Source organism: Candidatus Neomarinimicrobiota bacterium (assembly GCA_030743815.1).
Lineage (GTDB): Bacteria > Fidelibacterota > Marinisomatia > Marinisomatales > S15-B10 > UBA2146.
Genome location: JASLRT010000019.1, coordinates 1 through 14,739 on the forward strand (window position 1 = coordinate 1; position 14,739 = coordinate 14,739).

Sequence of the window (14,739 nt, forward strand, 5' to 3'; positions counted from 1 at the left end):
GAGCGCCATCGGATCATCTCGCACCCTGACGCACATGGATTTCTCCGGCAAGGCTATCCTGATCTTCCTCACGTCAATACGACCATCAGAATTCCCCACGACGGCGAGGTTGAGGCAAGCGTCTTATCCGTAGGGTTCGACGATTTCCGTCTCGGTCCGGTAGCGCCTTCGAAAGGGAGCATCACCAGAAGCAAGTCGTTGCAACAGATTCCGTATCGCTTTGATCCCTTCTATGAGACGGATGAGTGGTTTCCCTCCGAAAATATCACCCTCGGCAAACCGTTCATTCTGAGGGGTGCAAGAGGCGTCAATGTCCAGTTTCAGCCGTTTCAGTACAACCCCGGAACAGGCATTCTGAGGGTAGCCAAGTCGCTGGTAGTCGAAATTCGTTCAGATGGTGGGGTCGCCGCAGGAGGGGGTCAGCCTCACCGCAAGAGCGAATTCGACGCTATCTACCGCGATCTGTTCCTGAACTACGTTACTGATGAATCTTCATCGCTTGGGCAGATCGATGAGCCGGGAGAGCTGGTCATCATCGCACACGACAGTTTTGTGGATGCCGTTGCGCCGCTGGCACAATGGAAGATCCAGAAGGGAATCCCCACCACGGTGGTTGTGCTGAGTGAAATCGGTTCTTCCAGCGAAGATATTAAAGTGTATTTGCGGACAAAGTACGAGACACGGGAGTTGACCTATGTCATCCTGGTGGGAGATGCATCTGAGATACCCGTCATGTGGGGTACGACCGACGCGGCTTCTGACCCCAGCTACGTCATGCTCGAGGGCGACGATTTTTATCCCGATGCTTTCATTTCCAGGATTTCCGCCAGTTCGGTGGAACATGTTGAGGCGCAAGTAAACAAGATTCTTGCTTACGAGAAAACGCCCACAGGCGGGGAGTGGTATCACAAGGGGTTAGGGATCGCCAGCAACGAGGGTTATGATATTCCGCCGAACTACATGCGGGACTGGGAACGGGCCGAAATTCTGCGAGAGATACTTCTCGGCTATACTTATGAGCAGGTGGATCAGGTCTACGATCCCGGCGCCTCGCGGTCAGAAGTTACGGGTACTCTCAATGACGGCAGATCCATCGTGAACTATATCGGCCACGGCTCAGGCACGAACTGGGCGACGACAGGATTCGGCAACTCCGATGCACTGCGATTAGAGAACGGCGAAAGATTACCGTTCATCATCGACATTTCCAGTCTCAACGGTCAGTGGCACGGCAAGACCTGCCTGGCGGAGGCGTTCTTGCGCAATCCTGGTGGAGGCGCCGTGGGGATGTTCTCTTCATCGGTGAGTCCTTCGTGGGTGCCGCCTACAGTGATGCAGAAGCGTCTGATTAAACTGCTTGTGGCAGAGGAAAAACTGACTCTCGGTGCACTTACACTATCCGGTTCGCTGCGCGCACTGGAGGCGTATCAGGGCGGACGTGAGGGAGTAGCCGTGGTCGAAGAATACAATCTCTTCGGCGACTGCACTCTGCCTGTCAGGACGGCGACGCCGACCAGGCTTGAAGTCTCCCATCCCAGCATAATCACACCGGGATCGACCACCTTCTCTGTCGCCACATCGGTTGCTGACGCCCTTGTATCTCTCTCTATGGGCGGGGTCATCTTCGGCACCGGCGTCACCGATGAATCGGGCATTGCTGTGTTGGACTTCCACCGCGATCCTGATCAAGTGGACGCCATGATCCTCACTGTCACAGCAAGGAACACTGTTCCGTACGTCAGAACCATCGCCGTGATGGAGCCGATACGACCGCACATCACGCTCAGCTCGTATGAGATTGATGACAGCGACGGCAACGGAGACGGCTCGACAGACTACGGCGAAACTGTCCGTCTCAGTCTTGAGTTGAGGAACAGCGGTCGGCTCGCTGCCGAAAATGTGACAGCGGTCGTTTCTACGGATGATCCCTTTATTAGCGTAGAGGCAGATTCTCTCAGGTTTGGTGATATACCGCCGCAAGCCAGCAGACTGAGTGATGACGTCATTGTCTTCCACGTTTCACCGCTGACCCCCGACGCCCATGCCATTCTATTCTCGATCCATGCGCGAGCGAATAAGAGCGCGGGATCAGAGATGAGTTGGTCGGATAATATTGCTGTTGCCGTTGGAGCTCCGGAGCTGAGCTACGCGGGATACTCTCTTGTGAGGTTAGATTCGTTGCTCAATCTTGAAATCGGCAGAACGGAAGCCATTGTAGTTTCTATTGTGAACGATGGATCGGAGGGGGTAGAGGAGATTGAGCTGCACCTCAGTTCGGAGTCGAAGCATATCTCTATCGTGGACGGAGTGGCGATCATGACGGCAGTCCCGGCTGGCGCTCGAATGTCGAGCGCTGATGACCCATTTATCATCTCATCAGATGAGACAATGCCCCTCGGTTCGGAAGTAGAGTTCACCTTGGAGATGTCGACATCGGACGGCTACGCGGCGTCAAGCGAATTCAAAATTGCGGCGGGAGACAATATTATTTCCAGCAAAGATGTGCCCAAGAACTTCGGCGTTAGCAGCGCTGAGTCCGTCCTCAGCATAGAAGAGTGGGTCTTCTTAGCTGACCTGGACGTGATGGTAAATATTACTCATTCGTGGGTGGAGGACGTTGCCCTGAAGCTAGAGTCGCCTTCGGGCACTGTCATCGATCTCATCAAAGGCGTGAGCGTGAGCGGCGGCGGTTTTGAGGAGACGGTCTTTGACGATGATGCCCCCGTCTCAATTGTAGAAGCGTCGGCCCCTTTCAGCGGTTCTTTCCGGCCCGAGGCGCCTCTGTCAACCTTCAATGGTGAGCTGGCACTGGGCGAGTGGAAGCTGCATGTTTTAGATAAATTTCCGCAGTTGGACAATGGCACCTTGAACGAATGGGCTCTAATCGTCAAGGGAGCCGAACCACCCTGCCGCTCAGGCGACGTCTCGGCGGACGGCGACCTCGATATGCTGGACGTGAGCTACATAATTAGTCTTGTTGTGGGGATTCCCGAAAGTCCCAGTGACCAGCAACTGTGCGCGGCAGATTATAATCACAATGGAGAGGTTTCCATTGCCGATGCCGTTCAGCTGTTGAACGATATACTGGGCGTCAGTCTGCCGCGGCAAGTCGCCGCCGCGGGCGTTGCTCTAGAAGTGCGGGAGAAGAGTGTCGTCTTGCATCCCACTGGCGCCGTAGGGGGTGTTGAATTCACGGTAGTGTCAGAGAGTGCGGTGTCAGCGGTGAACCATGAGAGTGTTTCTGTTCAACTGAACTGTGTCGGCAAGCGGACACGGGTTGCGGTCTATAGCGAAGATGCCCGTCCCCTGTCTGAGGCAGATTTGCTCACTGTGGCGGGCCAGTTCTCCATCAAGGATCTGCGTGCGGTGGACAGGTCCGGCAATGAAATCACTGCTGACATCGTGAACATTCCTTCTCACTTTGTCTTGCACAATCCCTATCCCAACCCCTTTAACCCCACCACCACTATCCGGTACGATCTCCCCGAAGCAGGGCGAGTATCTCTGATCATCTATGATATCCTCGGGCGTAAAGTGGCAGTAGCAGTGGACAGTTGGCAGGAGGCAGGAGCACACGAGGTGGTGTGGTCAGCGGCGGATATTCCTTCGGGGATTTATTTTGTGAGGATGGCGAGCGGCGCTTTCAGTCGGGTGAGGAAGGTGGTGGTGTTGAGGTGAGGTTCAGAGGGAAGGGGTTGGGCGATATTGTATTCCGCTGTGGGTGCCATACTACCAGCACTGATTTTGCAGAAGTCGGAAACTTTTATCGCGTTTATACATTGAAGCGATAGATTGATTGGAGGTATCATGAAAAGAGTATTATCAGTTTTCTTGATTGTATTAATTGGTGTGACCGCTGGGGCGGGTCAATCTCGATCGGCAAAACAGTTCAGCGACACCTTTGCACAGGTTGTGGAAAAAGTGAATCCGGCGGTGGTCACTATTACCAGTGAGAAGATCATAAAGTGGGAAGACCGGCGCTTTCGGCATCCGTTTGAAGAATATTTTGGCGAAGATTTCTTTAAGGACTACTTCGATTTGCCTGAAGGAGAAAGCCGAAACAGAGTTCTCGGGTCTGGCGTTATTGTGGATGCAGGCAAAGGATACATTCTTACCAATAACCATGTGGTTGAAGGTGCTGACGAGATTAATATCTTGCTGATTGATGAGCGCGAATTCAGCGCCGAAGTCATCGGGACAGATCCCCAGAGTGATGTAGCGGTTCTAAAGATTGACACCAATGATCTTGTGCAAGCAGAGATGGGTGATTCGGACGAACTTCGGGTAGGCGAATGGATCCTGGCTATCGGCAGCCCCTTTTCACGCAATCTCAGTCATACCGTTACAGCGGGAATCGTCAGTGCCAAAGGGCGTAGTCGCGTGCTGGGCGGTATCGACTATCAGGATTTCATCCAGACCGACGCCGCCATCAATCCCGGCAACAGCGGCGGTGCGTTAGTTAATCTGGATGGTGAACTCGTCGGCATCAATACTGCAATTGCTACTGGAGGTTTCTCTCGCGGCAATGTCGGCGTTGGATTCGCCATCCCCATCAATCTTGCCAAGAACATTATGGATGATCTCGTGGCGGAAGGTCGCGTCATCCGCTCATGGCTCGGTGTTTTTATTCAAGATGTGGACGACGGGATAGCAAAAGCATTTGAACTCTCTGATCGCCAGGGCGCTGTAGTGACTGAGGTCGTTGAGGACAGTCCCGCTGATGAGGCCGGAATTAAAGTCAAGGATGTTATTGTTATAGTTGACGGCACTAAGATCAGGGACTCTTCGCATCTGAAAAACGTCATCTCTTCATCAAGTCCTGGAACGCGCAGCGAAGTGGAGGTTATCCGTCGAAAGCGGCAGCGCACCATCCGTGTTGATTTGGCTGAGCTACCTCAAGAGGGCGCCGTATTTGCTTCACGGGAGAGCGCAACGCCCCAACTGGGAATGGATGTGCAAGATGTCTCTGAGGCGCTGGCTAGACGTTTTCAGCTTGACGAAGACGAATCTGGCGCTGTTGTTGTAGAAGTTCTTCCCAATAGTGTTGCTGCCAGAGCCGGGATTCAGAGAGGCGACCTTATAAAACGAGTGGGAGACGAAGAAGTCGACTCTGCAAGGGACTTTCGTAAGGCGGTTAGCGATGTGGAAAAAGGTGCTATTCTGTTTCTCGTTAAGCGTCGCGGCGGATCGCTCTTTATACCTGTTGAAAATATGTAGCTACTGTTGCCTGCTGGCTCGACCTGAGGGAGTCCTCAACGGCCCCCTTTTTTTATTGCAGGAAATTTAAAGCACTTACGCTCTCGGATCATTTACCGACGATCAAATGTTTTGTATTTGACGGGCTATGGCGGTAGTTTTTTCAGCTAAAAAACAGCTGAAAAATGATGCTTGGTAAACTTTTCTTACTTCTCAGTATCGTCTTTTTCGCCATGTGGCTGCTGACGACCTACGGACAGACTATCCCGATTCTGGGTAAACTGGGTCATCTGCCCGGTGATATCCGCGTGGAACGCAACGGACTGTCTCTCTATCTACCTATCGGTTCATCCATTGTGATAAGTATTGTGCTGACAGTCGTCCTGCGTCTTTTAAGCAAAATATGATCTATGCTGGAAAAAGTTAATCCAAAAGTCGATTTTATAGCTCTTGAGCATGAAATGCTCGATTACTGGAAAAAAAATGATGTCTTCCAAAAACTGGTAGCGGCGAATAACGGCAAGGAGAAATGGTCCTTCATTGATGGTCCTATTACAGCCAATAATCCTATGGGTGTTCACCATGCTTGGGGGCGCACTTACAAAGACGTCTTCCAGCGATACCATGCCATGAAAGGGTACGATCTGCGCTATCAGAATGGCTTCGACTGCCAGGGACTCTGGGTGGAAGTGGAAGTCGAGAAGGAGATGAATTTCAAGAGTAAAAAGGATATTGAACAATATGGCATCGCTGCCTTTGTGAATAAGTGCAAAGAGCGAGTATTACGCTACTCTGCTGTGCAGACTCAGCAGTCGGTCCGCTTGGGCTATTGGATGCAATGGAACGATATCGAACAGTTAAACTGGTTGGCCGATCGTCTCATAGAAAATCCGGAAGAGACTGTTACGATTGACGGTCCGGAAGGGCCGGTTACCGACACGGTTGAGAATATTGTGGGAAGACTGGGCATGCCTGAACTGGGCGGTAGTTACTACACTTTTTCCCATGAGAACAATTATATGATCTGGCGTGCACTGAAGACGTGCCACGAGAACGGCTGGCTTTATCGCGGTGCTGATTCCATGCCGTGGTGTCCGCGATGTGCAACCGGAATCAGCCAGCACGAAATCGTCACAGACGGTTATGCCGAAATCACCCACCGCAGTGTCACTCTGAAGTTTCCTCTCAGAGAGATGCCGGGGGAAGCGCTTCTTATCTGGACTACGACGCCGTGGACGCTCACCAGCAACGTGGCTGCTGCAGTTGGTCCCGAGCTGGATTATGTCAAGGTAAAAATGAAGGAGTCAGGCGAGATTCTCTATCTAAGCAAGGACGCCACAGCTATTCTGGGCAGCGATCATGAGGTGCTGCAGGAACTCAAGGGGAGCGAGATGGTCGGATGGACGTATGACGGACCTTTTGATGAGTTGCCTGCTCAGCAGAATCCGGGCGGGTGGACAGAAATGAAAGGTGTTATCGAGAACATTACTGTCAGTGCGAGCGAAGCGCACCGCGTCATTCCGTGGGATGAGGTAGGCGCTGAAGAGGGGACAGGGATTGTGCATATTGCACCCGGCGCCGGTGCTGAAGACTTCAGCCTGGGGAAAGAACACGGTCTGCCTGTCATCGCGCCGTTGGATGACGAAGGTTATGTTGTGGACGGTTTCGGATGGCTTACGCAAATGTCGGTGTCTGAAGTGTCTCAACCTATCTTTGATAATCTGAATGAGAAAGGTGTTCTCTACAACGTAGAGGAATACATCCACCGCTATCCCACCTGCTGGCGGTGTAAGACAGAACTGGTTTTTCGCCTTGTTGATGAGTGGTTTATCAGCATGGACGAGTTGCGCCCGCTCATGATGGAGATTACGCGTCAGATTCGCTGGATCCCCGGTTTCGGTATGGACCGGGAGCTTGACTGGCTAAAGAATATGCACGATTGGATGATCTCAAAAAAGCGCTACTGGGGTTTGGCACTGCCCATCTGGGAATGTGACTCGTGTGATCATTGGACAGTTGTTGGAGATGAAGTTGAATTAAAGGAAAAAGCGGTAGCCGGTTACGAGGAGTTTGCAGGACACACGCCACATCGTCCCTGGATCGATTCGGTGAAACTCGGTTGTGAGAAATGCGATAGTGAAATGACACGGGTGCCTGATGTAGGTAATCCGTGGCTGGATGCGGGCATCGTCAGTTTCAGCACGCTTCGTTACCGGCAGGATCCGGACTACTGGAATAAGTGGTATCCGGCAGACTGGATCAGCGAAAGTTTTCCCGGTCAATTCAGAAACTGGTTTTACAGTATGCTGGTGATGGGTGCGATTATAGATAAGAGCCCTTCATTCATGAACAATTTTGGCTACGCTACCCTCTGGGCCGAAGATGGCCGTCCGATGCATAAAAGCTGGGGTAATTCTATCGAGTTCAACGAAGCCGCCGATAAAATGGGTGTGGACGTCATGCGGTGGATCTATTGTCTCCAGAATCCTGAGCAGAATCTGCTCTTTGGTTACGGCCCCGCAAAAGAAATTCGGCGGCGGCTAATCACCCTCTGGAATGTCTATTCATTCTTTGTCACTTATGCCAGTTTAGATGATTTCTATCCCGCGAAAGTGGAGGTTTCTGATGATGATTATACTCAGCTGGACAAGTGGATTACTTCCAGGATAAATCAGCTGATGCTGGTAGCTGAAGAGTCTTACGGCAGCTTCAGAATCGAGCGCTTCATGCGCAAAGTGGACAGGTTTCTTGACGATCTCTCAAATTGGTATGTCAGGCGCAATCGCCGCCGCTTCTGGAAGGGAGAGCACGATGGCGATAAGAATGCAGCGTATCTCACATTGTACAACGTTCTTCACGACCTGATCCGCTTGCTGGCACCTATCATTCCATTTGTGACGGAAAGGATTTATCAAAACATTGTTCGCAATCTTCATGAGAGTGCTCCCGAGAGTGTTCATCTGTGTGATTATCCTGTTGCTGATCCCTCTAAGATTGATGAAGCTCTAGTGAGTGAAGTTGATGCCGTAATAAAAATCGTAGAAATGGGGCGTCACGCACGCAACAAGGCCAATCTGAAAATCAGACAGCCGCTGGCTAAACTGGAGTATGCCACCCCGGATAAGACCTTCTCCGCAGCCGTCTTACAAAACAAGGATCAGATCCTGGAGGAACTCAACGTGAAAGCTGTTAAAGAGGTTTCGTCTACGAAAGAGCTGATCTCTTACTGTCTCGAGCCGAATCTCGCTCTTTTGGGTCAGAAGTACGGCAAGAAGGTTGAGCATATCAGGCAGCTGCTTGACGGTGCGGAATACGATGAGGTCGTTGCCGCCGTTCGCGCTGAGAGAGAGGTAACCTTTTCTGATGACGGTGACACATTCGCTCTATTGCCCGAAGAGATACTCATTAAAGAGGTTCCGCTGGATAACAAATCAGTCGTTAGCGATCTTAACTTGACAGTCGGCATCTCTACGGAACTTACCGAAGACCTAATCCAGGAAGGTCTAGTGAGGGATATGATTCGCCAGGTGCAGAACATGCGCAAGGAAGCGGACTTCAACGTGGAAGACCGAATATTAGTGACCTATCAGATGGGTGAAGAAATAGGATCAGCTCTGGAGGCGTATCAGGCTTACTTCTGCCAGGAGGTTCTGGCAGTTGATCTGAAGGGAGGTGCGGTAACTGGAGAATTCAGTAAAGATGTGGAAGTTCGGGGGGAAACAGTTACATTTGGTATTTCAAGAGTGTTATCAAATTAAAGAGTGAGGAACAAATGGCTAGGAAAAAGCTGACAAAAAAGAAGTTAGAAATTTTCGAAAAGATTATTATTGAAAAGCAGGATCAGGCTCTTGCCGAGATGGGGTACATCAAGGATCGTTCTATTGATGCTCAGGCGAATTTGGATTCCACCGCACGTGATTCTAACTATGCCTACCATATGGCCGATGTAGGGACAGACTCACATGAACGTGAAAAATCTTTTCTCTGGTATACGCGCGAAAACAACTTCATCCGTTATCTGGATGAAGCTCTTGAGCGCATAAAGGAAGGAACCTTCGGATTCTGTTCAGTCTGCAATGAACCTATAGCTGAAGAGAGACTTAAGGAAGTCCCCCATACCCAACATTGTGTAAGCTGTAAGAATAAGAGCAACAATTAGATTCTTGAGCCCACTTATCTATTCCCTGGCGGTTGTTATCGCCGACCAGGCGACTAAGTATATTGCCCGTATACAGTTGAGTCATCATGATTCTATTTCTGTACTCGGCAATTTTTTCCGGCTGACCTATGTGGAGAACTCAGGTATCGCTTTCGGCATAAACTTTGAGGGAGGAAGTGTTTTGTTTACCGTTCTCCACTCCATTGCGACTGTTGTAGTTTTTGGTTATCTATGGGCCTCCCGCGAAAAGGGATTTCCATTCAGGTTTTCATTGGCTCTGATCCTTGGCGGCGCGGTGGGCAATCTCACTGACCGATTCATTTTTGGCAAAGTGGTCGACTTCTTTCACTTCAGCATTGGGCAATATTCCTGGCCTGTTTTCAACGTTGCCGACTCCTCTGTTACTGTCGGAATGATTCTTTTTCTCTATATTTCCATCTTTCGTTCCGGCGAGAGCCAAGTCGCTGCCTGAGATGCCTTTGATGAATATCACCGTCGACGCTGCCGATATCCGTATTGACAAGTATCTTGCCGAAGAGATCGAGATTCTCTCCCGGACAAAAGTAAAAGATTATATCACGAAGGATAATGTTCTTGTTGACGGCTCTTCGGTGAAACCGAGCTACCTCCTCCGGGGCGGCGAGACGATCCAGCTTGAGATTGAAGAAGAGGGGCCACCCGGCCTGGAAGCTGAGAATATTCCGCTCAATATTGTTCATGAAGATAACGATATTATTGTTCTCAATAAACCAGCGGGACTGGTAGTGCACCCCGGTGCCGGCAACCGATCCGGGACGCTGGTGAACGGGCTCATTTATCACTTCAGCCACCTCTCTTCACTGTCGGGCGCTTTGCGGCCGGGCATTGTACACCGCCTGGACAAGAATACTTCCGGCATTATGGTAGTTGCGAAAACGGATTTGTCCCATATACGATTAGCGCGCCAGTTCGCTGATCGAAAGGTGAATAAGAAGTATCTGGCGCTCGTGTGGGGGGTTCCCGAAAAGGATGAAGGTACAGTTGATGCACCCATTGGCCGCAACCCCCGGAATCGTCAGAAATTCGGTGTGGTAGAAGCTGGTCGGCGTGCAGTAACGAGATATAGAGTGGTTGAGGAATTCGATCATTTGTCGCTGGTGGAACTTCACCCTGAAACAGGCAGAACGCACCAGCTGAGAGTGCACCTGGCATTCATGGGGCACCCCGTATTTGCTGATGAAGTCTACAGCGGCGGACTATCAACAGTTAGGGGATTTCTGAAGGAGACCCAGAGGTCACTGAAGTCTTTATACAGCCTTATCGAGCGACAGGCACTGCATGCGCTGAGTCTCTCATTTACTCACCCCTCCACGGATGAACTGGTGGAATTCGTTGCGCCGCTACCTGATGATTTACATAATGTCTTGAGTGAACTGGAGCCGGAATATGAGTGAATCAATGACCGACCTCATCGATAGCTACCTGATCCATCTGGAGAAGGAGCGAAGCTACTCACAGAATTCCATCAAAGCGTACGGAACAGACTTGGCTCAATTCAGCCGCTTTATGATTGAATACAGCGGTAAAACGGCTCCGGGAGTCTCTTCAGTGGATAAAACAACGGTGAAGCATTACCTCGATTTTCTGGTGAAAAAGGATCTTGTGAAGAGAACGGTGGCGAGGAAGCTGGCGTCACTGAAATCCTTCTTCAAGTATCTTGTGCAGACTGACAGACTTGGAACAAATCCGGCGGCGTCTGTAAGGGGGCCGAAACAGCCGCAGAAGCTGCCCAAGTTTCTGGACAAGAGGATCGTAGAGAAGCTTATGGAGATTCCCGGAACAGAGACGTGGGAGGAGCTTAGAGATAAGGCTATCCTTGAACTTTTTTACTCTACCGGCATTCGCCTGGGTGAGCTAGTCGGGATGAAGATAGGTGATTTTGATACAAGAGACAACTTAGTGAAGGTTCGAGGCAAGGGAAATAAGGAGAGGCTCGTACCGCTGGGTAGTACAGCTTCTGAGTCCATTCAGGCTTATCTGAAAGAGAGGGTGGCGGCCGAGGGGGATTACGGCAGCAGTGATCCTCTTTTCATCTCCAACCGGCTTACGGCAATTGCTCCGCGAACAGTCCAGAACCGTCTGAAGCGATGGTTCGATCAGATTGCTGAAGGGACGAAATTCACTCCTCATATGCTACGCCACACCTTTGCCACACATCTTCTCGATAGTGGTGCTGATATCAGGGCGGTGAAAGAGCTACTTGGGCACTCCAGTCTCTCTTCAACCCAGATATACACGCATCTGAAAGTTGAGAAGATGAAGAAAGCTTTCGATCAGGCGCATCCGCATGCTAGCTGAGGTTTCATCATGGATTTGAGTTATCTGGGATTGGATTCGGTTGGTGAAGTGCGGCGCAATACCCCTCCGGAGATTCTGGTGGAGATGGCGATCACTCGCGGAGAGGGGAAGATCGGCATGAATGGGGCGTTGATGGTGGATACAGGAAAGTATACAGGCCGTTCACCAAACGATCGATTTATCGTTGAAGAGCCGTCCAGTTCATCCAATGTCTGGTGGGGGCCGGTGAATATGCCAGTTTCCGAGGAAGTGTTCAATACTCTTTTCGCGAAAGTAATCGACTTCTATAATATTAACGAGGACGGTGAGGGGATTCTTCTGTTCGACGGTTTTGCCGGTTCCGATCCGGACACAACAATGCCGGTACGTTTCATTGCCAAGAAGTCGTGGCAAGCTATCTTTGTCAACAATATGTTTATTCGCCCTACCGCTGATCAGTTGAGCCACTTCCGGCCCGAGTTCACTGTGATTAACGCTTCACCGGTGATAGATGAAGCGTGGCAGGAACACGGTCTCCATTCAGAGACGTTTATTATTTTCAATCTCGAGAGGGGCATTGCCATAATAGGCGGCTCCGAGTACGGCGGCGAGATGAAGAAAGGGATATTCTCCATCATGAACTACTATCTGCCGCTCAAGGGGATTCTGACGATGCACTGTGCCGCTAATGTGGATATGGACGGTCAAAACTGTGCCCTCTTCTTCGGACTGTCCGGTACGGGGAAAACTACCCTCTCTACTGATCCGAACCGCCTTCTGGTGGGGGATGACGAGCATGGATGGTCAGACAGCGGGATTTTCAATCTCGAGGGAGGATGCTACGCCAAAGCCATCAACCTGACGCAGGAAGCTGAACCAGGCATTTGGGGCGCTATTAAGCAAGGTGCCCTTCTTGAGAATGTTGTTTTTGATGAAGATTCGCTTCAGGTCGATTTTTCTGACGGGAGCAAGACAGAAAATACAAGGATCTGTTATCCCATCGATCATATCGAAGCCTCTGTTTACGTCAGGGAGGGGACCAGCATCGTAGGTCATCCCAGGAATATTCTTTTTCTTTCGTGTGATGCGTACGGTGTTCTGCCGCCAGTTTCACGGCTTACACCTGAGCAGGCAATGTATCATTTCATCAGCGGCTATACAGCGAAAGTTGCCGGGACAGAAAGAGGCATTACCGATCCTCAGGCAACGTTTTCTCCCTGTTTTGGCGGCCCTTTCCTGACCCTTCCGCCGCTGGACTACGCAAAACTGCTGAAGGAGAAAATGGAGGTTCACGATACCAAGGTATACCTCATCAATACGGGCTGGAGTGGCGGATCGGCAACCTCAGGAGCTAAACGAATGCCGCTAGCCTCTACCCGTGCAATGGTAACTTCCATTTTGACTGGAAGCATCGAGGTGTCAAAATTTATTACTGAGCCGGTCTTCGGTCTGTCCGTGCCGACTTCCATCGAAGGCGTCGATCCCACCATTCTGATGCCCAGAGAAACTTGGAGTGATGGTGAGGCCTATGATCAAACGGCGGCCGGATTAACAGCTAAATTCAGGAAAAACTTTAAGAAATACGCTGTGGAAAAACCTGATCTCGAAATGGCTGGTCCTTTAGTCACAGATGTAGAATAGATTACATGAGTCTGGAACAATTAGCGAAGTGCAGAGGTAAGAGAAGTAAGCGATGCGAGTGGGGCATACACAGTCCGATCTTTTCTCTCTCCGAAATAGCCCTTTAAACCTAAACTGTCTGGAAAATCGATAAGGAGAAATTATGAATATAGAATTTACCTCTCGGAATTTTAATACAACTGAACAGGTAAGAGAATACGCATTGAAGAGGCTGTCTAAAATTGACAGGTATGTGAGCAAACCCATTGCCTGTCGGGTAACTTTTGTGAGTGATAATAGCGACCGCAGGGTCGAGATAGGCCTCTCTGTGCCCGGAAAAAAACTCTTTGTGAAGGAATCATCTGGTGATATGATGAAGTCTATCGATGGAGCTGTTGATAAAATGATAAGCCGGATTGTGAAGTTTAAAGAGACGAGATATAGTCACATTTAATCCAAGTTAACTGCTCAACCTGAAACTATCTTACGAGTATAGAGTTAGGTATATTCAAGTCCAATTTGTGAAAATATTATGAAAGTCATCATTCCAGTTGCAGGACTCGGTTCACGGTTACTCCCACATACGAAGAGAAGGCAGAAGTGTCTTCTGCCGGTGGCGGGCAAGCCGGTTCTTGATCACATAATTGATCCTTTCGTGGCCCAGGACTTCGATGAAATTGTGCTGGTAACTGGTCATCTGGAGGATCAACTGAGAGATTACGTTAACAGATTTGATGCTGAGTTTACTTTCGTTCGTCAGAAAAAAGCACTCGGCCTGGGACATGCCATTTTCCAAGGGCTCAAAGAAGAGGATAGTCCCGTTATGATACAACTGGGAGACGTTATCTACGATATCGACTTTACCCGCTTCTGTTCATCTGGGAAGCATAAGATCGCCGTGGATGAAGTGCCGGATCCCGAACGTTTCGGAATCGTCGAGATTGAGAATGAAATCATCAAGAGAGTACTTGAGAAACCCGAGAATCCACCTACAAATCTTGCCATCGTCGGGTTATATTACCTGGAATCTCAGAAACCACTCTGGCAGGCGATTAAACACCTCATGGACCACAACATCACCACAAAAGGGGAGATACAACTTGCAGATGCCTTTCAGATGATGATTGAATCTGGCGAGATAATTGCTTACGAAAAAGTCTCCAGTTGGTTTGACTGTGGTGTGCCTGAGACATTTTTGTCAACGAATCGAGCCCTCCTTTCTCCGGGTAACAGTGAGGTGGAAGGATCGCAAATAATCGAGCCAGTCAGCATGGGGGAGGACTGTACTATAGTCAATTCCACGGTAGGCCCATATGTGACACTGATGAATGGTTCTCAGATAATCAATTCCGAAATCAGCGACGCCATCGTCCTCTGGAACGGCAAGGTGGAGAATACCGTTGTTCGACACGCAATAGTACCGGAGGGATAACTCTTCTGAAGAAGGA

The 14,739-nt window shown here is 50.1% G+C and carries 11 protein-coding genes; all 11 read left to right on the forward strand.

Going from position 1 to position 14,739, the window contains the following annotated elements:
- Nucleotides 1-3,678 (forward strand): C25 family cysteine peptidase (locus QF669_01635; protein MDP6456145.1); only part of this gene is annotated, 3,678 nt, incomplete at its 5' end.
- 129 nt (nt 3,679-3,807) lie between these two features.
- A complete protein-coding gene (locus QF669_01640) occupies nt 3,808-5,217 on the forward strand; it encodes a Do family serine endopeptidase (GenBank protein MDP6456146.1) in 1,410 nt (469 codons plus the stop codon).
- 164 nt (nt 5,218-5,381) lie between these two features.
- Nucleotides 5,382-5,603 carry a DUF2905 domain-containing protein gene (locus QF669_01645; GenBank protein ID MDP6456147.1) on the forward strand — a complete coding sequence of 74 codons (222 nt, stop codon included), beginning with the start codon at nt 5,382-5,384 and terminating at the stop codon, nt 5,601-5,603.
- A gap of 3 nt (nt 5,604-5,606) precedes the next feature.
- Nucleotides 5,607-8,954: a class I tRNA ligase family protein gene (locus QF669_01650; protein MDP6456148.1), complete on the forward strand. Its 3,348-nt coding sequence runs from the start codon at nt 5,607-5,609 to the stop codon at nt 8,952-8,954.
- Between the two features lie 14 nt (nt 8,955-8,968).
- Complete coding sequence (locus tag QF669_01655) at nt 8,969-9,355, forward strand: TraR/DksA C4-type zinc finger protein (GenBank protein ID MDP6456149.1); 387 nt, start codon at nt 8,969-8,971, stop codon at nt 9,353-9,355.
- A gap of 4 nt (nt 9,356-9,359) precedes the next feature.
- Complete coding sequence (gene lspA, locus QF669_01660) at nt 9,360-9,827, forward strand: signal peptidase II (protein ID MDP6456150.1); 468 nt, start codon at nt 9,360-9,362, stop codon at nt 9,825-9,827.
- Between the two features lie 10 nt (nt 9,828-9,837).
- Nucleotides 9,838-10,788 (forward strand): RluA family pseudouridine synthase, encoded by a 951-nt coding sequence (locus tag QF669_01665; GenBank protein ID MDP6456151.1) that lies wholly within the window; start codon nt 9,838-9,840, stop codon nt 10,786-10,788.
- Nucleotides 10,781-11,692: a tyrosine recombinase XerC gene (locus QF669_01670; protein ID MDP6456152.1), complete on the forward strand. Its 912-nt coding sequence runs from the start codon at nt 10,781-10,783 to the stop codon at nt 11,690-11,692. Before QF669_01665 ends, QF669_01670 begins: the two co-directional genes overlap by 8 nt.
- A 9-nt stretch (nt 11,693-11,701) precedes the next feature.
- On the forward strand, nt 11,702-13,312 hold the full coding sequence (pckA, locus tag QF669_01675) for a phosphoenolpyruvate carboxykinase (ATP) (protein ID MDP6456153.1): 1,611 nt from the start codon (nt 11,702-11,704) through the stop codon (nt 13,310-13,312).
- A gap of 142 nt (nt 13,313-13,454) precedes the next feature.
- Entirely contained in the window at nt 13,455-13,745 is a 291-nt protein-coding gene (gene raiA, locus QF669_01680) for a ribosome-associated translation inhibitor RaiA (protein ID MDP6456154.1), read from the forward strand.
- Nucleotides 13,746-13,823: 78 nt separating this feature from the next.
- Nucleotides 13,824-14,723: a nucleotidyltransferase family protein gene (locus tag QF669_01685; GenBank protein ID MDP6456155.1), complete on the forward strand. Its 900-nt coding sequence runs from the start codon at nt 13,824-13,826 to the stop codon at nt 14,721-14,723.
- Nucleotides 14,724-14,739: the final 16 nt, after the last annotated feature.